Genomic DNA, 21,147 nt, shown 5'->3' with positions numbered 1-21,147 from the left:
TTTTAATCGTAGTAGTATTTATATTTACCTATCTTGAATTACTTCAGTGCCCTTTTTTCATTACTATTTATGGTACGGTTCCCCCCGATTAATCCGAAAAGCCCTATAAACCTGCTCAACCAGTATCAGCCTCATCAACTGATGGGGAAAGGTCATCTTCGAGAAAGAAAGAGTCTCGTTAGACCGCTTTAATACCTCATCACTCAATCCAAGAGAGCCGCCTATAACGAAAGCAACTTTACTTTTCCCATATGTCGCAAGCTTGTCCAGGTTATCAGCCAGGTCCTCGGAGGTTCTCATTTTCCCTTCGATCGCCAATGCAATGACATGGGCATCCGGGGAGATTTTGGCCAGAATCCGCTCGCCCTCTTTTCCTTTGACCTGAATCATTTCCGTTTCACTTAATTCTTCTGGTGCTTTTTCGTCGGAAACCTCAATGACTTCAACTTTGGCGTATGCACTCAGACGTTTTAAATATTCATCGATTCCTTGCTTGAGATATTTTTCTTTTAATTTACCAACCGTTACAATTGAGATATTCACAATTCACACTCACTTTACAACCGATTTACAAACACGTTATCCACAAAAGTTATACACATATCCACAATTACTATCCACATATCGTATGGGAATATTAGTTCGCCACTATATATTCTGCTGTTTTATCGCAATATTCACAAGTTGTGGATAAGTTTTGCTCAGCTGTTAATTGTTCTAATTTTGGAGCAACTTCATATTCATCCACAATGATGTCCATCGCAAGCTCTACGTGTTCAATGCAGCAATAGATCATACCTTTCCCTCCACTCTAAACTTGGTCCATTTTCTTATTAATTTATCCACAAGTCATCATATCATTAAAAAATAAAGCAGGAAAGTGCTGGGCACCTTCCTGCTTTTAAGTTATCCACATTATAGACGAGATTCATCCGTAAGCTTCATTTGAACTTTTTGCTGCTCGCCATTTCTGTATATTGTCACTTCCATTTGATCGCCGACTTCTTTTTCATTATAAAGATGCTTGCGAAGCTGGATGATATCGGTGATTTTCTCACCATCAAGCTCCACGATGACATCCAATTCCTGAAGTCCCGCTTGAGCCGCAGGAGAGTTTGGTACAACTTGCCGGACCATTACGCCGTCTTTAATCTCTTCAGGAAGTTTCAGCGTTTCCTGCTGGTGATATGCTGTAATTTCATTGACATTTTCCAAGGAAACTCCCATTGCCGGGCGTTTAACTTCACCAAATTCTTCAAGATCCTCTATAATGGGCTGTGCTGCATTGATCGGAATCGCAAGGCCGATCCCCTCGACTGCTTCCTGGGCTATCTTCATAGAATTGATTCCGATTAGCTGACCGGCGATATTGACCAACGCCCCGCCAGAGTTACCCGGGTTGATGGCTGCATCGGTTTGGATGACCTCTGCCTGCCAGTCTTCCATTCCATCCTGATTCACATCAACAGGAATCGTACGCTCAAGACCTGAAATGATCCCTTGTGTAACTGATCCTGAAAATGCCAGTCCTAGCGGGTTTCCTATAGCAAGAACCGGCTCACCCGTCCTGAGCTCATCTGAATTACCGAATTCAGCTACAGCTTCAATTTCTGCTGCCTCTACTTCCAGAACAGCAAGGTCTGTCCAGACATCACCGCCTCTTAACTGTGCAGGGAGCTTTGTGCCATCTGAAAGTGTTACTTCAAGCTGGTCAGCATCTTGGATAACATGATAGTTTGTGGCTATGTATGCTTTCCCACCAGCTTTCTTATAGATGACCCCAGATCCAGTTCCAGCCTCTTGGCCCGTTTGTTCCCAAAAGCTCTGTGAACGAATATTACTAATCCCTACGACAGAATCTTCAGCTTTCTGAACAGCTTCCGTCACATCTGTCGTGACATTTACGGAAAGGTTCCTGCTTTCCCCGTTTTGGCCGTTATGATAGTTTTCATCTGTTTCAGCCAAATTGCTGCCCGGATTATACGGAAGTACATCCCAATCAGCCAATTTTGGCAGTGCCACAATAACGAGAACTGCCCCTAATATAATCCCGACAAGGCTTGCAAGGAAATAGCCGCCGCGGTTTCCTTTCTGTCTGGATCTTGTATTTTCATAATCTTGGTCATAATAACCCATCTGCTGCTACATCCTTTCCTCTACATCTTTAATATTTTTCCTTCATAATCAAAAATATAGTCAGGTAAAATGGAAATTTGCTTTCATTTTATAAAATATTTTGGGATTTATCCACTTGGAGAGCGTTTCTTTTAGAAAAAAAGTTCTAATATTTACTGTATTTTTTACTTACCGTTATTCGATAATGGATCTTCGCCTCAGTTTCACAGCTCCGCGGGGCAGGCGTTGATTCATCTCAGGATACATAGTCCTTCCACTCCCGTGCCTATAGAGCAGCATAGATAGTAATTCAGCACTTTTTGCGTTATTTACTCTTTGATTCATCCCCAAAAATTAAAAAAAGATGAAAGCCCAGAGAGCTTTCATCTTGTAATTCCCTTTTCCCCTAAACACTCTAGATAGCTGCGAGTTCTGTCGGGTTCTTAGGGTCGGTATCGAGAAGATTGAACTGCTCGCCGACTCTGATTCCTTTTGATTCAAGTGTTTGAGAAACACTCATCCTTGCAAGGTCTTTCATATTATTATCTTTACTCAAGTGAGCAAGATAGATGCTGTTGGTCTGGTCACCGAACACTTCACTCATCGCAATGGCTGCATCCTCATTGGAGACATGGCCGACATCACTAAGGATACGGCGTTTGATACTCCAAGGATATCGGCACATTCTGAGCATGTCCACGTCATGATTGCTTTCGAATACATACGTGTTGGCATTAGAGATGATACCCTTCATGCGGTCGCTGACATATCCAGTGTCCGTTACAAGGACCAGCTTTCTGCCTTCATGGTGGAAAGTGTAGAACATTGGCTCTGCAGCATCATGGGAAACTCCAAATGATTCGATATCGAGGGAGCCGAATGTTTGAACCTTTTCCATGCCGAACTCGAATTTTTGCTCCAGCGGGACATTGCCGATTAGAGGGTCCATTGCCTTCCACGTTTTTGCATTTGCATATATAGGCAGGCCGTATTTTCTGGCCAGGATTCCAATTCCTTTTATATGGTCACTGTGCTCATGGGTCACCAGGATGCCTGTTAGCTCCTTGATGTTCCGGCCAATCTTCTGAAACAATGCTTCCATTTGTTTTCCGCTTAGACCAGCATCCACGAGGAATGAGTTCTGGTCTGTTTCAACAAAAATGGCATTTCCCGTACTTCCGCTCGCAAGTACACTAAAATGCATAGACATTTCTCTCACTCCAGTATTTCTTTTTCTGTATTGGTGAACTCGATAATATTGCCCTCAAAGGCATTCACGAAATGATGCTCTGTTTCCCCATCTCTTGTCACGGTAAAATGCCAGGCGGGACTTAAAACTTGCCGCTCTGCCTCCGGTACAAGAGTATAGAAACCGATTTCCGGTGTCCTGATTGAACTGTCAGGAAGCAGCTTATCTTTGTCATACAGGGTCTCCACCGCTTGAATCGGCGAAATGACAGATTTTTTTTCGGTAAACTCTTCAAAGTCTGTCATCAAGGTTTGAGTATAGGAGACAATTTTGCGATCTTCATTAAAGTAGATCGCAAGCTCACCATTGATATTTTTAAATATGGGCTTTCCCTTGTAATTCTGATAATAAAGGATTCTCTGCTGTTCTTCATCTATATCCCAAAATGAATAGGCATCGCCGTTCAGGACATTTTTGTTAATGAAATCAGTAAGCTCCTCCGGTTTAAACTTTTCGCTTAAAACGTATTCTGTATCTTCAAAGGTTGAAGAAATTGTGGTGGAATCAATAATTTCGACAGATTGATTCTTAAGATCCTTAATATCTTCAGCAGTAAACGCCTTTGTAATGGCATTTATATAAGGCTGTTTCTCCGGTTCTTTTGAAAGAGGCTGTTCATACTTGATATTATCCACTTGAAGCTGATCCTCAAACTTTGTCTCTCCAAGAAAATCGTACTGGCTTTCATTATACTTGTTTATGAAGAGTGTTAACAGGAAAATATCCAGGATTAGAAATACAATGATAAAAATCGTTTTTGTTTTACTCCAATCCAATCGGAACCCTCCCAACATCTTCAGTCTGAACCCTGATCCACGAGCCGGCATATTTATAATACCAGGCCGGTTCTAGAACGACGAGGTTTGAGACATCGTTTGCCAGTTTGAATCCTTGAACGATATCTTCAATCTGCTCAGGATTGATATTGTCTGCCAGCAGATGTTCCAGCACTTTCCTTCCGGAGGGGAGCGTGACGCTTCTGGTTTCAGAAGAAGTACCATCCAAACTCGTATAAGGCCTGTAATATTTATAAATATTCACCTTACCGAGCACAACCGAGTATTCTGACATACCGCTTTCATTGAACACTGGGAGATCATGCATGAACATCCGATATTGAACCTTTCGCTGCGGCTTACTCGCAGAGAAATAGCGATAAGAGTAATCTGCCGGCCAGCCGCCATGGTCATTAATGAAGTCGCTTGTCTGCATTACGAGATTCGTTACACTCGTCTCGCCTTCTGCTTCTTCTTCAATATTCACAAACGAGAAAGTTTTATTGTGAACATTAACCCTCATCAGGCTGGTCTCATCATTGAATTCCTCTCCTGTATTAGTGAATTCATGACTGACCAGTGAGGGCTTGCTGAATAGAGCATCAACATATTGATTAAGAGAATCTTGTTCGGCAACATACTGATAGCTGTTCAAGTCCATTGAGTTTTCAGGGAGATAGACTCTGCGGGTATCCGAAGCATCAAATCCAAAGTATTCAGGATGCTTAATGGATTTAGCAGCAAACTCCTTCTCGAAATCTTGTAAAGCTGCAGTATTTATCCGGCTTTCATAGACTTTTTGAGTGCTATAAGAGACAAAGTATACCGTCCCATACTCCGCTGAATCTTCTCTTGTTTTCACAATGATCCGGTCAAATGTATCAGCCGGCAGCTGATTATCCCGGAATCTTATAATAGGATTAAACAGCTCAAAAGAAATGAGATCGGGGAAGATAATTTCCACCCGGTCTTCACCATGGACAAGCTCAAAAAATTCTGCATTTGTCAGCGTTCCTGATATATTGGTCAACCCATAAACATCCCACGAAGCCATTTGATTTATCATCTTTTCCATCTCGAATTGCCTCTGTGTTCCATAGGTGTCAGTTCCACGATGATAAAGAAGTTTAAGAGGCAGGATAATTTCCCTAAGCTCCTTTTGATCACTGATTACGATATCCTCCGTAATAGTGCTCTCATCAATTGGCTCCAGACTTGGCTGATACGTCCATAAATTCCAGGTCAAAAAGATACTGGAGACCACAAGCAAGGTCAGTGTGATGGATTTGATTTGTTCATACTTCATAGCCACTCATCCTCTTGTGTACTGTCATAAGGAAGAGTAAATGAAATGGTTGTTCCTTTTCCTTCCTTACTTTCAGCCCATATAGTTCCGCCGTGAGCTGAAATCATCTCTTTTGCAATGGCAAGACCCAGCCCGGTGCCTCCCATTTGTCTTGATCGGGCTTTATCGACTCTATAAAAACGTTCAAAGATTTTTGTTAAATTATCCTGTGGAATACCCAATCCCTGGTCAGATACACTGATTAAGATATGTTCCTCTTTCTCTGTGACACTGAATGTAATCAAACCGCCTTCAGGGGAATATTTCAACGCATTGGAAATAATATTATCAAGAACCTGGGTCAATTTATCCTTATCAATATCTACAAATAAGGCATTCTCAGGGAGCTGTCTTTTAAAATCAACATTTTGATTTTTAGACATTTCAAATCGGTCGATGATTTGATGGAAGAAGCCTACGAATTCAATCCATTCCTTATTAAAACGGTAATCTTTACTGTCCATTTTGGAAAGCTGAAGAAGATCATTTACCAGGCGGATCATCCGCTCTGTCTCATCTTGAGTAACACTAAGGAACCGCGGAGCGATTTCTTCATCCTGCCAAGCTCCCTCTGCTAATGCTTCCAAGTAACTCCTCATAGTCGTTAAAGGTGTCCTTAATTCATGAGAAACATTGGATACAAAGTCCCTTCGTTCCATATCAATCTTTTCCTGCTCCGTAATATCATGAAGGACGGTTATAATTCCGTTAACAAAGCCCGTTTCTTTTTGGATAACCGAGAAATTAGCTCTTAATATATAAGGCTGTTCTTTCGTACTATAATCCAGGATAATGGAATCTTGCTCATTTGATAGGTCTTCAAATGTATACTCTTCATCAAGCCCTAATAGAGATACCAGAGGCTGTGACAGGACTGTTTCACGTGAAACATTCAGCATCTTGGCTGCAGGATCATTGATCAAGATGACTCTGCCTTTACGGTCGGTTGCTATAACACCATCCGTCATATAAGAAAGGACAGAAGAGAGCTTTCTTCTTTCCCCTTCAGTCGTTGCTGGAGCTTCTTGAAGCCTCTTCGTCAAATTATTAAATGTGATGGCCAGCTGGCCAATCTCATCATATCCATATACCTTTACTTTTCTCGAGAAGTTTCCTTTTGCCATCGCAAGAGCTTGTTTCCTCATATCGGAAATCGGCCTCGTAACCGTCTGACCCAGAAGAACACCCAGGATAGCAGTAATTACAAGAGCAATGGCCGTGCCTGTGGAAAAAATTTCATTAATTTCTTCCAGCTGCTGATAGACGTTTTCAATTTTGGCTATAAGATAAACAGCCCCGATTTCTTCATTACCAATGGTGATCGGAGAGGTGTACACCCATATCCGGTTTCCGTTTTGGTTAAGGAAAGCTTCGTCAATTTCTTTTCCAGTCGCTAAAACCCTCTTCACCATGGTATTAGTGGTACGCTGTCCGACTGTATCGAGGTTATCATCCCTGGCAGAACCGAGGATGCGGGACTTGCTGTCAATGACTGTAACCTCAGAAACATCGGACCCTTTAAAATCATCAAGGATCCGCTCAATATCTTCCTCAAGTTGGGGATCATCCTCTGTCCTTTCCTTGAGCATTTCTTCGCCGATATTATATTGTAAAAAGCGGACATTCTCTTTAATATTGCTTGTAAAATTGGTGATCAGCTTATCCTCCAGCTCACGGACAAAGTATACTCCAATGATTTGCATGGCCAGAAGGATAAGCAGGACATAAATCAAGACGAACTTCAAGTGTATGGAACGGGTAATGCCTACTTTCTTCATTTAATTACTCCTGTTCTGGGTTGCGTAAATAATAGCCGACTCCTCTTCTGGTAACGATCCAATTAGGATGGCTGGGATTGTCCTCAATTTTCTCACGCAGACGTCTTACCGTTACATCCACAGTCCTGACATCTCCATAATAGTCATAGCCCCATACAGTTTGCAGGAGGTGCTCACGAGTCATAACTTGACCGATATGCTTGGCCAGGTAATGAAGCAGCTCAAATTCACGGTGAGTAAGTTCGATTGTATCTCCTCTTTTAGAGACGATATACGCATCAGGGTGAATGACAAGAGAACCAACAGCAATTTCATTTGATCCTGCTTCATCCGCCTGCTGGGCAGCCCCATGCTGATGCCTTCTCATGTTTGCTTTAACACGGGCAATCAGTTCCCTCGTACTGAATGGTTTGGTGACATAGTCATCAGCACCTAACTCCAGACCAAGGACCTTGTCAATTTCAGAATCTTTAGCAGTCAGCATGATAATCGGCATTTCATATTTTTTCCTGATTTCACGGCAGACTTCCATTCCATCGCGGTTAGGAAGCATGATATCAAGCAGCACAAGATCAGGTTTGATTTCTTCCGCCATTTTGACTGCTTCATCGCCATCATATGCGCAGTGGACTTCATAGCCCTCTTTCTTTAAGTTGAACTGCAGTATATCCGCAATCGGTTTCTCATCATCTACAACAAGTATCTTCTTATCCATAGTCCCTAATCTCCTTTATCTCAAATTGACTTTTATTTCAGTGAATGTTTCTCTACTAGTTAGTATTATGGTACAAACCTGCACGCTTATGAACGCAGGGTTGATTCTAATTTATCATTTAATCGCTTTTAATTCATCTTTTATCTGGAATTAGAAGGGTTTGTCTCCATATTGTAATCTATTAACTCTCACAGGTTTGAAGCTTTTATCTCCCGGGTAATATAAATCAGTAAAAATAAATGGTAAAGACTCAAAATAGGTGGATAAGCGCGATGCCTGAAACCAAATTTCACCAAGGATAGTTTTTTATAAGGCTGTTTTGTAAACTTTGTTGCTATTTGAAACTAATTCAAAAAAACTAATCTTAACCCACCTTGATAACCTGGTAATCATGAAAAAAAGAGCTTTTTACCCGATTAGAGAGAAATTCCTTAGTATCTGGGGAAAATCCGGCTCCTGGAATTTATCCGAAAGCAACAAACTATGAGAAAACAGCTTTTTATAAAGAAAAGCCTCCGAGCCGAAACGGCCAGAGGCATTGGATTCCAAGATACATCGTTCATTTATTAAAAGAGGCTTAAAGGATCAACCATTCCACCATTCTTATATACTTCCAAGTGCAGGTGAACTCCTGTTGATTGACCTGTTTTTCCCATATTTCCAATAGCAGAACCGGCTGAAACGGTTTGTCCAGCTGATACACTGATACTGCTTAAATGTGCATAAACGGATCGGTAGCCGTTATTATGGTCGATAACCACTTTGTTTCCATATCCGCCGGAATCCCATCCAGCTGAAACAACTGTCCCGTTATCAATCGATTTGATCGTCAAGTTATTGGGACGGGCAATATCAATCCCTTTGTGCATTTTTCCCCATCGCTGACCAACTTTGGAAGATACATATCCGCCGTTTGTAGGCCATGAGAAACTTCCTGAGCCCCGGGAAGGAGTAACTTTGGTTCCTTTGATTACAATATACTTAACAGGCTCTTTCGTCACTGTTTCTTCTGTGACTGTACGGTTAACCCCAACACCATTTTTTTCTGTTATAAGGTAGGTAATGGCTTTTTCGCCATCTTGTCCTTCCTGTTTCACTTTAATATCGCCTTTGTTCAATGTATTGTCTTCAATTACTTCTTTTTCATAAGGAACTGTCTCAACTGAAGATTGTTCTTTTTCAACTGTTACATCGACAAGCGGCTTGAATACCGTTACATTGACTTCATGGCCAATCTGAATGACACTATCTTCATTCAATTCAGGGTTTAACTCCAGCAGTTTTCCAGAAGTCAGGTCATGCTTTTGGGCAATACTTCCCAATACATCCCCTTCTTGAACTTTGTATTTTTTTTCTTCTATAGTGCCTTTCAAAAGAAACTCAACCGCTTTGTCAGCATTCATGATTTCTTCAGGTGCAGCCTTGGTTTCTTCAAGATTCTCTTCTTCTGATAACTTAATTGAAATCAATTTCGAATCTTCTTTAGAATCAGGTGTACCTTCTTCCATCTCTTTTAATTCTTCTTCCGACACGAATTTAAGTTTCAGCTTTTTCAGAGCCAGTTCTGCTTCTTGCCTGTCTTTTACAAGAACCGCCGGCTTATCGCCGAATGAGATGGAAACAGCCTTCGCTTCTGCTTTAACAGCCTGAGTCAGGTGTTCAATCACCTTTTCATTATCGGCTGATGCCCTGAATACTTGTTCTGGAATATAAGAAATCTCTTGATCAATTTGCAATTCAATAGAATCATACTTTTCTTCTTCTGCATCAAGCTTGCTAGCAATCGCCTTCTCGACAGCTGATTTATCCGTTACTGAGCCGACATATTCTGTCTCCATATATACGTGATAAATCGTTTTAAGCTCTGCATTGTCATTTGCAGCAGCAGAACCAAAGGTAAGGGCAGACAAAGCTATTGTTGTCATTGCCGCTCTTTTTAGCAGTTTAACAGATTTATGTATTAATTTATTTGGACTTTCTTCTTTAGATGAATGAACGGAATTTCTCCAAATCATCGGTCTTTCCTCCTAGCTAAAGACAAAGAAACCAGAAGCAATATGAACATTAGTCTCTTATACCTAAAAAATTAGTTTAGTTTAAAATGGTACTTTTATAATCTACCATAATTCTGGCAGCAAGAGAGAAACGTTTTCATAATGTAACATAATTGTATAATAAGTTACAAATTATGCCTTTCTTATGAAATATCTAGGAGGTTCAAGGAAGGAGAAGGTAGGTATTAACGAAGGGGAAGATTGGCACGTTGAAATAAAAGCGGAAGCGCCTTGGTCAGGCCCAGGGTCAAATAACCCTTAGAGAATAAAAGGAAAGCCCACCTTTTTTCTCTAAGGAACATTTGCCTGGTTGATTGTCATTTTCGAAAAATAAAAAAGCATCGCGAGAGTCAAGTCGTCGCAATGCTTTTTAGAGGATGGCTCAGGACGGAATCGAACCGCCGACACATGGATTTTCAGTCCATTGCTCTACCAACTGAGCTACTGAGCCATATTAATATAGGAAAATTAAGATGTTAATTGATCGTCCAGCTCTAAGGAAGCTTATTCAAAGTGCAGCTCGAGCTGTACGCTGAAGTTTATTCTATGAAGCTTATTCGGACGTGCTCTACCAACTGAGCTACTGAGCCATAATTGTTTCGGCTTCCGCTAAACTTCGAATCTCTTCGTCAGTTCCATCGCTCATATCCTCACGCACCTCTCAGTGCGCTCCGGTATTCGCTCAGTCACTTCCTTGACCTTCTCGTTTATCGAAACCCTCTTAGTTTGAACTAAGATTAAATTAATCAATTTTTTAGTATGTAAATGGCGGTCCGGACGGGACTCGAACCCGCGACCTCCTGCGTGACAGGCAGGCATTCTAACCAACTGAACTACCGGACCAATTTTGGTGACCCATACGGGATTCGAACCCGTGTTACCGCCGTGAAAGGGCGGTGTCTTAACCGCTTGACCAATGGGCCGTTTTGTTTGGAGCAACGAAGATAATAGTACCACATAAAATAGATTCTAGGCAATAACTTTTTGAAAATAATGTCGAAATTAATTTTATTGTGTCTGAATTGCTGTGTTGTGGCTCATTATATACATCGTATTACAGGCATGGAGGCTTTAAATATGAGTTCAATTTTTACGAAAGAGTGGATACATGAGTGGAAGGTTTCTACTTAAGATATGTATCCAGAAGTCCTGCGTGGGTACATGAGCGGAAAGTTTTCATCTAAGATATGTATCCAGAAGCTCTGCGTGGATACATGAGTGAAGGATTTTCGTCAAAGATATGTATCCAGAAGCTCTGCGTGGGTACATGAGTGGAAGGTTTTCCTCTAAGATATGTATCCAGAAGTCCAGCGTGGATACATGAGTGGAAGGTTTTCATCTAAGATATGTATCCAGATGCGCAGTGTGGGTACATGAGTGAAAGGTTTCTACTTAAGATATGTATCCAGAAGTGCTGTGTGGATACATGAGTGGAAGGTTTTCGTCTAAGATATGTATCTAGAAGCGCTGCGTAGATACATGAGTGAAAGGTTTTTATCTAAGATATGTATCCAGAAGTCCTGCGTGGGTACATGAGCGGAAGGTTTTCATCTAAGATATGTATCCAGTTGCGCTGCGTGGATACATGAGTGGAAGGTTACCATCTAAGATATGTATCTAGATGCACAGCGTGGGTACATGAGTGGAAGGTGCCCATCTAAGATATGTATCCAGATGCGCAGTGTGGGTACATGAGTGAAAGGTTTCTACTTAAGATATGTATCCAGAAGTGCTGTGTGGGTACATGAGTGGAAGGTTTCCATCTTAGATATGTATACAGATGCGCTGCGTGGATACATGAGTGAAAGGTTTTTATCTAAGATATGTATCCAGAAGTCCAGCGTGGGTACATGAGTGGAAGGTTTTCATCTAAGATATGTATCCAGAAGCCCTGCATGGATACATGAGTGGMAGGTTTTCGTCAAAGATATGTATCCAGAAGCGCTGCGTAGATACATGAGTGAAAGGTTTTTATCTAAGATATGTATCCAGAAGTCCAGCGTGGATACATGAGTGGAAGGTTTTCATCTAAGATATGTATCCAGAAGGGGTGTCTGATAAAGAGGAGCCAAACAGATCCCGTCACATCAATTCGTTGGTCACGAAATAAATTAAAGCCCAAAATCTGAGGGACCATATATCATTTCATGTTAATATGGAAGAAAACAACAGGAGGTGCAATGGTGTGACCATTTTCATAAGGCTGTGGAAGAAAGTGTCCAAGATGGACTTTAGTGTTATCCTTTTTCTTTCACTTGCTATAGTTCTGTTTGGGACAGTTTCTATTCATTATATCGAACCCGAAAACTTTCCCACTCTTTTTGAGGGATTCTGGTGGACGATGACCACATTGACTACCGTCGGATATGGTGATTACTATCCTACGACGGTGCCCGGAAGGCTCCTCGGTGTTTTTCTATTCATATTTGGTATAGGCATCATCGGGCTTTTGATCAGTAAAATCATGGATGTTCTCGCTACCTATAACACGTTAAAAAGGGAGGGAAAGCTTTTGTTTAAAAATAAAGAGCATTTTATATATATCGGCTGGTCTTCGAGGACGGAACGGGCCATTAAGGAAGTGCTTGCTCATAAGGGCGATAAGCATATTGTGTTGATCGAGCAGTTGGACAACGCCCCATTTACTCATGACCTTGTGCACTTTATAAGTGGAGATGCTTCAGATGAAGAAGTACTGATGAAGGCAAATATTCTGGAAGCAGACCGGGTGGCTATATTTTCGGACTTAAGTATCTCAAAACCTGTTCTGGCCGATGGGAAGTCTCTATTGATTGCCTCTGCTGTAGAAGCTTTATCAAAAAAGAACAACGCAAATATCCATTCAGTTGTAGAAGTGATGGAAGAGAAGAACATTCCTCTGTTTAACCATATTGATGTAGATGATTTTATCCTTTCGAATGATTCTGTCTCGCTCCTGATGGCAAAGGCGACTCTGCAGCCGGGAACCACTGGCTTGTTCAGGCAGCTTTTGAGCAAAAAGTTCGGGAAAAATATTCATGAACTAGTTCCGTTAAAAGATTGGCATACATATAAGGATGCCTCGCATGCCCTGTTTGAAAGTGGAGCGGTCTTAATCGCTGTTAACGAAGACATGGATTTCAGCAATGCAGCGGAGAAGAAGCTTCGAAAAGAGGATGTGCTCTACATAATCTGTGATGACCGGGTGTATCAAACCTTACATGCAGGAGCCGCCACATAGATGCTCCTGTTCAAAATAGCAAAAAGCTTGAGGGCTTAGTCCTCAAGCTTTTTTGTATCATCATTTAGCCCAAACGCTTCTCACTACATTGGTTTGAGAGCGGTCTGGCCCTACAGAGAAAATGGACAAAGGGATGCCTGTCAGCTGGGAAACACGCTCAAGATAGTGGCGTGCGTTCGCAGGCAGGTCGCTTAATGTTTTACAGCCTGTGATATCTTCCGTCCATCCTGGAAGCTCTTCATACACAGGTTCACACTCAGCAAGGATGTTCAGGTTAGCAGGAAACTCATTGATAACCTCACCCTTATATTTATAGGCCGTACAGATCTTCAAATTCTCGATTCCCGTAAGGACATCAATTGAGTTAAGCGATAGATCGGTCATTCCGCTTACTCGGCGCGCATGCCTAACCACGACACTGTCGAACCAGCCGACACGGCGCGGACGTCCTGTTGTTGTTCCATATTCCCGGCCGACTTCACGGATTTGATCTCCGATTTCATTCTTCAATTCAGTCGGGAAAGGACCGTCCCCAACACGAGTCGTATAAGCCTTGGATACACCCACAACATGAGAGATTTTCGTCGGGCCCACTCCTGAACCTATTGTCACTCCCCCTGCAACAGGGTTGGAGGATGTAACATATGGATATGTACCTTGATCAATATCAAGCATAACTCCTTGTGCACCTTCAAACAGGACACGGCGGCCTTCATCAAGGGCATCATTCAAAACAACAGATGTATCACAAACATATTTTTTAACCTGCTGTCCATATTCATAGTATTCATCCAGGATTTCTTCAATTGTAAATCCTTCGGTTTCATAAAAACGCTCTAACAAACGGTTCTTCTCTTCAAGATTGCGTGTCAGCTTTTCCTTGAAAGATTCATAATCAAGCAAATCAGCGATTCTGATTCCGCTGCGGGCAGCTTTATCCATGTATGCCGGGCCGATTCCTTTTTTCGTAGTTCCAATTTTATTAGCACCTTTTCGCTCTTCTTCCACTTCATCCAATTTTAAGTGATAAGGAAGAATGACATGCGCCCGGTTGCTGATGCGTAAATTTTCCGTTGTAACGCCGCGGTCATGAAGATACTTCAGCTCTTTTACAAGCGCCTTTGGATCAACGACCATTCCGTTGCCGATCACTGATGTTTTCTCTTTATAGAAGATTCCTGATGGAATAAGATGTAGTTTATAAGTCTCGCCATCAAATTTAATTGTATGGCCTGCGTTATTTCCGCCTTGATAACGTGCAATTACCTCAGCATTTTCTGAAAGGAAGTCGGTAATCTTTCCTTTTCCTTCGTCTCCCCACTGTGTTCCTACAACTACTACTGAAGACATAAATGGCACCTCCGCTAGGGTTAATTATCGTTCTCATATCAAACAACCTTATTTTATCAGGTAAAAGAAGGTCTAGTCAATGAAAACACGAACGTTATTTATATTTATTATTTTATTTGTTCGTAAAAATTATTTATTCTAATTTCACTTATTTAGTTTGCGAAGATACAAGGAAATCTATTAGTCCTATTTGGATTTTTTAGTTTAAATGATCTTGGTTTGAAGTTTAAAGTTTCTTTTCTCTCTTGGTGTCTCTCGGTTTGTTCACGAAGGACACCTGATCTCGTTTTTACCTTTTCTTGTGTTTCTCGGGATGCTCATGAAGGACAATCTAAAACGTTTCTCTCTCTTGAGGTGACATGTAACCATCTACATCTAACCCTTCTTTGTTGATATGATTTAAACCCTAAAAAGTATGTATAGTAACCAGTGAATCCAGTCATATTAGGTAGAAAAAGCAGAAGGGGGATTCCTGTATGAAGAAGTTAATTGTTATGTCGCTGGCCCTTATTTTTGTACTAATCCTTACACCGATCCAATCACAAGCGGAAAATAATCAAACTATAATAACTGATGCATTTCTCACTACATTGTCTCCGCATATTGGCAATGCTGTGACAGGGCAATACGGGGAGCTAACTCAATACGCTCTTTACGATATAGAAATCTTAAGTATTGAGAGAACGCACAATGGAAGAACCTTTGGTTTTAATATAGTTTTAAAGGTGTATCCATTTGAGGAAGCACATAATTATATAGGAGCCGATACATTAACTTTGGAGGTTATGCCTTCCGGTGTGAATGTTACAAGTTATAAGCATCAAAAATATAGGTGAACATCTTCCAACTCTTCTCTTGTCTCTTGAGGTAACTTTTAATAAAGGTTGAAACCAGCTAGCTTACCGCTTTTATTTCCATATAAAAAAGAGCCAAGGGAGAATCCCTCGACTCTTTATGCACCAGGCGGAACACCTGCGTCATCATACCTTCTTTCCAGGTTGACGAATTTATTATATTCTTTCACAAAGGCAAGAGATACGGTACCGACCGGGCCGTTACGCTGCTTGGCGATAATGATTTCTATGATGTTCTTATTCTCTGATTCTTTGTCATAGTAGTCATCACGGTATAAGAAGGCCACGATATCGGCATCCTGCTCGATACTTCCGGATTCACGGATATCCGACATCATGGGACGCTTATCTTGACGCTGCTCTACTCCACGGGAAAGCTGGGACAAGGCAATGACGGGAACTTCAAGCTCACGTGCCAGCCCTTTCAGCTCACGGGAAATTTCCGATACTTCCTGCTGGCGGTTTTCGCCGGAACGTCCGCTTCCCTGGATCAGCTGCAAGTAATCGATCAGGACCATCCCAAGGCCCTGTTCCTGCTTAAGGCGGCGGCATTTTGATCGGATTTCACCGATTTTGATACCAGGGGTGTCATCAATGTAAATCCCGGCATTCGAAAGGCTTCCCATCGCCATCGTCAGTTTGCGCCAATCTTCATCTGTCAGCGATCCTGTACGAAGGTTCTGGGCATTGATATTGCCCTCTGCACATAGCATACGCATCACAAGCTGCTCGGCACCCATTTCCAAACTGAAGATCGCGACATTTTCATCCGTTTTCACGGCTACATTCTGCGCTATATTAAGAGCGAAGGCTGTTTTACCAACGGAAGGACGTGCTGCAACAATGATCAGGTCATTTCGCTGGAAACCTGCCGTCATTTCATCAAGGTCGGCGAAGCCGGTTGGGATGCCCGTTACATCTTCAGTACGATTATGAAGGAGTTCGATGTTGTCGTAGGCCTTTACTAGTACATCCTTGATATCATGGAACGCTCCGGCATTCTTCCGCTGTGCGACTTCCATGATATTTTTTTCAGCTTCACTTAGAAGGGCATCGACTTCGTCCTCACGGGAGTAGCCATCCTGCGCGATGGTCGTTGCCGTCCGGATGAGCCTTCTGAGCAATGACTTTTCTTCAACGATCTTGGCATAGTATTCGATATTGGCAGCAGTAGGAACGGAGCCGGCCAATTCACTCAAATAAGATACCCCGCCAACATCCTCGAGTTCTTTCATGGCAGAAAGTTCTTCCGTAACTGTGATCAGATCGACAGCTTTCCCCTTATCACTAAGGTTCAGCATCACGTTGAATATCTTCTGATGCGAACTGCGGTAGAAATCCTCAGGGATAAGCGATTCAGATGCCTGGGTCAGAGTGCTGGGTTCCAGGAAAATCGCCCCAAGGACTGCCTGCTCAGCTTCTATATTTTGTGGTGGTACATGATTGGACATTATTTCGTTCATATAGTGTAAAACCTCCAGAGAGAAGGATTTTTTTCAATAGAAAAAATGTGATCGGCATAACCTACCAGATCACATTTATATAAGTCTATTCTATTTTAACACGTTTTTCGGTAAAATCGATTTCCAATATTAGTTTTCTTCAGTAACATGCACTTTCAAAGTGGCGGTTACATCTTGATGAAGCTTAACGGGTACATTGGTAAAGCCCAATGAACGGATGGCATCGTTCATTTCGATTTTGCGTTTGTCCACTTTTATTTTATGCGTTTTTTTCAGCTGGTCCGCAATCTGTTTGCTTGTGATTGAGCCGAAGAGACGGCCGCCTTCACCGGATTTGGCTGTCATTTCCACAGTGAGTTCTTCCAAAGTTACTTTCAACTTCTTTGCATCTTCCAGCTCTTCCTGGGCTTGTTTCTTTTCTTTATTTTTCTGGCCCTCCAACTGGCTCACACTGGAGTTTGTTGCTTCTACAGCAAGTCCTTGCTTGATAAGGAAGTTGTGTGCATATCCATCTGCCACATTCTTCACTTCACCTTTTTTACCTTTTCCTTTAACATCTTTAAGAAAAATTACTTTCATGATTCTTTTCCCCCTTCAAAGTATTCATCCAACGCCTCTTTCAGGCTGCGTTCGGCTTCCCCCACCGTAACGCCGGGAATTTGAGTAGCCGCATTGGTTAAATGTCCTCCGCCTTGGAGGCTTTCCATAATAATTTGAACGTTCACTTCACCAAGAGAGCGGGCACTGATTCCAACAAGGTCATCCGTTCTTTTTGAAAGAACAAAAGAAGCTACGACGCCATCCATGGTCAGAAGTGTATCTGCAGCTTGGGCAATCAGAACAGGATCATAGATGATATCCTCTTCACCCTTCGCAATTGCCACTCCATCGTAATAGAAGTCAACCGTTTCAATCAATCGCGAACGCTTGATATACGTTTCCACGTCTTCTTTCAGGAACTTCTGGACCAGGACGGTATCTGCGCCCTGCCCCCGGAGATAAGAGGCCGCATCGAACGTCCTGGACCCTGTTCTCAGGGTGAAGCTTTTTGTATCGACTATGATGCCGGCCAACAGAGCTGTGGCTTCCATCATAGATATTTTCTCATGCTTCGGCTGATATTCCAGCAGCTCCGTTACAAGCTCTGCTGTAGAGGAAGCATACGGTTCCATATAAACAAGCAGAGGATTCTTAATAAAATCTTCACCACGGCGATGATGGTCAATGATAACAACTCGTTCAGCCCTCTGCAAAAGCCTTTCCTCAATAACAAGGGATGGTTTATGGGTATCCACCACCACAAGGAGTGTATCGTCAGTCATAAGGTCCAAGGCAGCTTCAGGAGAGATGAACTTGGAATGCAGGTCAGGGTTCGATTTGATTTCGTTCATCAATCGTTTTACACCATTGTCAATCTCATTAAAATTAACAACCACATATCCTTCTTTCTGGTTCATCTGCGCCACTTTACGGACTCCGATGGCAGCTCCTATCGCATCCATATCAGGCATCCTGTGGCCCATGACGATGACTTTGTCGCTTTCCACCATCAGTTCCTTCAAAGCGTGGGAAATCACGCGGGCACGGACCCGGGTCCGTTTTTCCATCGGATTTGTCTTTCCTCCATAGAATTTCACTTTCCCATTAGGCTGCTTGATGGCCACTTGGTCACCACCCCGCCCAAGAGCAAGATCAAGGCTGGACTGAGCAAGAGTTCCAAGTTCAGGAAGGGTCGAGACTCCGGTTCCGACACCAAGGCTCAGAGTAAGCGGAACATTCTGCTTGGAGGTTGTATCTCTGACATCATCAAGAATCGAGAACTTATCTTTCTCTAATTGCTGAAGAATCTTCTCGTTAAAAACGGCTATAAACCGCTCTGAGGAAATCCGCTTCAAGAGCACACCGGAATCCTTGGCCCACTTATTTAAAATGGAGGTGACCATGCTGTTTAAACTGCTTCGCGTCTGATCATCCATTCCTTGGGTAAGTTCATCATAATTATCCAGGAATATGATAGCAATGGCTGTTCGCTCTTCTTCATACTGCTTCTCGATTTCCGTTTGTTCTGTTACATCAAAGAAATAGAGGAGCCTTTCCTCGAGTTTTAAAATAACGCGGAATTTCCGTTCATTCAACGTCACGACTTCCGTATCCACTTCCTGCTTGATCAATGGCACCACTGAATCGGCGACATCGTAAAGCGAACGTCCCACCAATGTATCTTCATTGAAACAGGATGCCATGAATGGATTCGTCCACTCAATATAGTAATCATCATTAATGAGCATGATTCCAATCGGCATTTCCATTAAAGCCTCTTCACCCACTCTTTTTAAACGGTAGGAGAGGGTAGAAATATATTCTTCTGTTGATTGATAAGTTTTCTTTTCATAATAAAACGCAATATAAAATACGGCGGCCAGCAGGAAAAACCCGGCAAGGGCAATCCACCAGTTATAGAAGGCCACTGCTGCCAGGACCAAGACCGAAATGGCTGCCAGCCCATACAGTGGATACCTGACCAATCGTTTTTTATAGTTAGATGGCATGATTTCAGCTCCTCAAATAAGAATACTAACCTTATGACTTACGTTGAAGGCGCTGTCTAAGATCAAATCCTAAATCAATTATACCTAAAATCCTTACAAACTCATAAAGCGGAAAGGCTAAAACTGTAATTAAAATCACTAGTCCCTTTGGCCAATTCTTTAAGTGGGCAAAGAAATAAATGAACGAAAGACCCTGCACAACCAATAACAGCTGCAGTACATAAAAAAGGTTGAAAACCACCACGTGAAGATATGTACCCATTTCGGGTCTTGCAATAATCATCAGAATCAATGTAATTAAATAATACCATACTATGCTTTGCGCTAGCTTCCAATTTCTGAATGGCGGGAATTTGGCTGAGTGAATTCCGATTCTTCTTAACAGGGGGAAATTCACGCTTATGATAATGAGCATCACACCCAGAGAAGAAGTCAAAAAGAAGGACGGAAGCAAGATCTCAAACAGTTCCATTGATGAACGAATATCTTCCATATTCCCCGAAGGAAGCGGCTGACCCATCTCTTCCGCCCGCTGAATGGCATTAATTAAAACTTTTTCAAACCAAGCAATGAACTCTTGGATCAGGTTCATATCCAGCAATAATATGGATACAATATATTCAATCACGCTACTGACCAAAAAGACAAAGCTGGATACAAGATAAATCAACATTTTGGATTTTTTGTTTTTCAGCATCCAACCGATAATAATCCCTACTGTTCCAAAGGAAAGCGTTAAAGGAAGGGTGATTAAGAATGCTCCTGCCAGTAAAGAAATAAAGACAGCAGCTGCAAGCATAATCAGTGCCGGCTTGATCCCATGCTTTTCACTATAAATAATAAATGGCAGTACTAAGAAAAATATTGAAATGATGCTGAGGACAGGAACATAGGCTGTTATCAGCAATAGAACCGTATAGATGGCGAGCAGCAATGCTCCTTCCGTAAGCGTACGGGCATTTTTCACTTGGACACCCCACATTTATGAATCTAAAGCAGAAGCGCCGCTGCTCAGATTAACTTTCTTTTTTTGCACGAAGCAAACACCACTAATTTTATAGGTATTTGCTTACAGTTTCAATTCATTGCTTCTAAACGAACTCAGTTTCAATTCACAGTATGTAAAGCGGCTTTCTCAAATGCTGTCCGCGCAATTGCCTTCTCATCAGTATAGCTAATAACTATTGCTTACAAACCTTGAGAAAACCACTTTGGATTTAATTTATGAGGCTGTTTTCTCATAAAATGCTGCTTTCGAAAAAATTCCAAGTGCGGAGTTTTCCTAGTTAAACAGGGAGAGCTGCCCATTTTGCTTATCAGGTTATTTCAGCTCAATTAGGGTTTATATAAAGTTTACGAAAAGAGCCTTTTTAAGAAGATAAAAAAGGAACAGCAGAAGTAATCCTGCTGTTCCTTTGGTTTCAATTATTCACCTACAACGTATGGAAGTAAAGCCATAGTACGTGAGCGTTTAATTGCACGAGTAAGTCTGCGTTGATATTTAGCGCTAGTTCCTGTCACACGACGTGGAAGGATTTTTCCGCGCTCAGAGATAAATTTTTTCAAAAGATCTACATCTTTATAGTCGATGTGTGTAATTCCGTTTGAAGTGAAGTAACACACTTTACGACGTCTTTTTCCGCCTCTGCGCATTGCCATTACAAATCGCCTCCTTGCTT

General features: G+C 41.9%; 17 protein-coding genes and 3 tRNA genes. 2 read left to right on the top strand and 18 right to left on the bottom strand.

The window, feature by feature from the left end; all coding sequences use genetic code 11:
• Window positions 1-63: 63 nt before the first annotated feature.
• The 12 genes from rlmH to FZC79_RS13080 form a co-directional block, all read right to left on the bottom strand.
• On the bottom strand, window positions 64-543 hold the full coding sequence (rlmH, locus tag FZC79_RS13135) for a 23S rRNA (pseudouridine(1915)-N(3))-methyltransferase RlmH (RefSeq protein WP_148939452.1): 480 nt from the start codon (window positions 541-543) through the stop codon (window positions 64-66).
• Window positions 544-637: 94 nt separating this feature from the next.
• On the bottom strand, window positions 638-796 hold the full coding sequence (locus tag FZC79_RS13130) for a CxxH/CxxC protein (protein ID WP_148947232.1): 159 nt from the start codon (window positions 794-796) through the stop codon (window positions 638-640).
• Window positions 797-915: 119 nt separating this feature from the next.
• Window positions 916-2,136, bottom strand: a complete 1,221-nt coding sequence (locus FZC79_RS13125) for a S1C family serine protease (protein ID WP_148947231.1) — start codon at window positions 2,134-2,136, stop codon at window positions 916-918.
• 394 nt (window positions 2,137-2,530) lie between these two features.
• Window positions 2,531-3,325 (bottom strand): MBL fold metallo-hydrolase, encoded by a 795-nt coding sequence (locus tag FZC79_RS13120; RefSeq protein ID WP_148947230.1) that lies wholly within the window; start codon window positions 3,323-3,325, stop codon window positions 2,531-2,533.
• Between the two features lie 5 nt (window positions 3,326-3,330).
• Window positions 3,331-4,140, bottom strand: a complete 810-nt coding sequence (locus FZC79_RS13115) for a two-component system regulatory protein YycI (protein ID WP_187442772.1) — start codon at window positions 4,138-4,140, stop codon at window positions 3,331-3,333.
• A complete protein-coding gene (locus FZC79_RS13110) occupies window positions 4,127-5,446 on the bottom strand; it encodes a YycH family regulatory protein (RefSeq protein ID WP_148947228.1) in 1,320 nt (439 codons plus the stop codon). Before FZC79_RS13110 ends, FZC79_RS13115 begins: the two co-directional genes overlap by 14 nt.
• Window positions 5,443-7,263, bottom strand: a complete 1,821-nt coding sequence (walK, locus tag FZC79_RS13105; RefSeq protein WP_148947227.1) for a cell wall metabolism sensor histidine kinase WalK — start codon at window positions 7,261-7,263, stop codon at window positions 5,443-5,445. The genes FZC79_RS13110 and walK overlap by 4 nt, the downstream gene beginning before the upstream one ends.
• A gap of 4 nt (window positions 7,264-7,267) precedes the next feature.
• Window positions 7,268-7,978: a response regulator YycF gene (gene yycF / locus FZC79_RS13100; RefSeq protein WP_148947226.1), complete on the bottom strand. Its 711-nt coding sequence runs from the start codon at window positions 7,976-7,978 to the stop codon at window positions 7,268-7,270.
• A 566-nt stretch (window positions 7,979-8,544) separates the two neighbouring features.
• The gene (locus FZC79_RS13095; protein ID WP_148947225.1) at window positions 8,545-9,993 is read right to left on the bottom strand and encodes a peptidoglycan DD-metalloendopeptidase family protein; all 1,449 of its coding nucleotides are present in this window, start codon (window positions 9,991-9,993) and stop codon (window positions 8,545-8,547) included.
• Window positions 9,994-10,410: 417 nt separating this feature from the next.
• Window positions 10,411-10,483: transfer RNA gene (locus tag FZC79_RS13090), tRNA-Phe, on the bottom strand.
• A 315-nt stretch (window positions 10,484-10,798) separates the two neighbouring features.
• Window positions 10,799-10,875 (bottom strand) — tRNA-Asp (locus FZC79_RS13085).
• Window positions 10,876-10,880: 5 nt separating this feature from the next.
• Window positions 10,881-10,955 (bottom strand) — tRNA-Glu (locus FZC79_RS13080).
• A 1,232-nt stretch (window positions 10,956-12,187) separates the two neighbouring features.
• On the opposite strand from FZC79_RS13080, the gene FZC79_RS13075 reads away from it, so the two are divergent.
• The gene (locus FZC79_RS13075; protein WP_148947224.1) at window positions 12,188-13,252 is read left to right on the top strand and encodes a potassium channel protein; all 1,065 of its coding nucleotides are present in this window, start codon (window positions 12,188-12,190) and stop codon (window positions 13,250-13,252) included.
• A 60-nt stretch (window positions 13,253-13,312) separates the two neighbouring features.
• On the opposite strand, the gene FZC79_RS13070 is transcribed toward FZC79_RS13075, so the two are convergent.
• Complete coding sequence (locus FZC79_RS13070) at window positions 13,313-14,602, bottom strand: adenylosuccinate synthase (RefSeq protein WP_148947223.1); 1,290 nt, start codon at window positions 14,600-14,602, stop codon at window positions 13,313-13,315.
• Between the two features lie 476 nt (window positions 14,603-15,078).
• Between FZC79_RS13070 and FZC79_RS13065 the strand changes: the two genes are divergently transcribed.
• The gene (locus tag FZC79_RS13065) at window positions 15,079-15,438 is read left to right on the top strand and encodes a DUF3888 domain-containing protein (protein WP_148947222.1); all 360 of its coding nucleotides are present in this window, start codon (window positions 15,079-15,081) and stop codon (window positions 15,436-15,438) included.
• A gap of 116 nt (window positions 15,439-15,554) precedes the next feature.
• On the opposite strand, the gene dnaB is transcribed toward FZC79_RS13065, so the two are convergent.
• The 5 genes from dnaB to rpsR all read right to left on the bottom strand — a co-directional run bounded on the left by dnaB (window position 15,555) and on the right by rpsR (window position 21,127).
• The gene (dnaB, locus tag FZC79_RS13060; protein WP_148939462.1) at window positions 15,555-16,919 is read right to left on the bottom strand and encodes a replicative DNA helicase; all 1,365 of its coding nucleotides are present in this window, start codon (window positions 16,917-16,919) and stop codon (window positions 15,555-15,557) included.
• A 129-nt stretch (window positions 16,920-17,048) separates the two neighbouring features.
• Entirely contained in the window at window positions 17,049-17,498 is a 450-nt protein-coding gene (rplI, locus tag FZC79_RS13055) for a 50S ribosomal protein L9 (RefSeq protein WP_148947221.1), read from the bottom strand.
• Window positions 17,495-19,468: a DHH family phosphoesterase gene (locus tag FZC79_RS13050; protein WP_148947220.1), complete on the bottom strand. Its 1,974-nt coding sequence runs from the start codon at window positions 19,466-19,468 to the stop codon at window positions 17,495-17,497. The genes rplI and FZC79_RS13050 overlap by 4 nt, the downstream gene beginning before the upstream one ends.
• A 31-nt stretch (window positions 19,469-19,499) precedes the next feature.
• The gene (locus FZC79_RS13045) at window positions 19,500-20,435 is read right to left on the bottom strand and encodes a YybS family protein (RefSeq protein ID WP_187442771.1); all 936 of its coding nucleotides are present in this window, start codon (window positions 20,433-20,435) and stop codon (window positions 19,500-19,502) included.
• Window positions 20,436-20,893: 458 nt separating this feature from the next.
• Window positions 20,894-21,127, bottom strand: a complete 234-nt coding sequence (gene rpsR / locus FZC79_RS13040) for a 30S ribosomal protein S18 (protein ID WP_113927344.1) — start codon at window positions 21,125-21,127, stop codon at window positions 20,894-20,896.
• Window positions 21,128-21,147 lie beyond the last annotated feature (20 nt).

Origin of the sequence: Rossellomorea vietnamensis (genome assembly GCF_008180615.1) — a bacterium.
GTDB lineage: Bacteria > Bacillota > Bacilli > Bacillales > Bacillaceae_B > Rossellomorea > Rossellomorea vietnamensis_D.
Note: the sequence above shows the minus strand (reverse complement) of the source record. Positions and strands in the feature narration are given on the sequence as shown.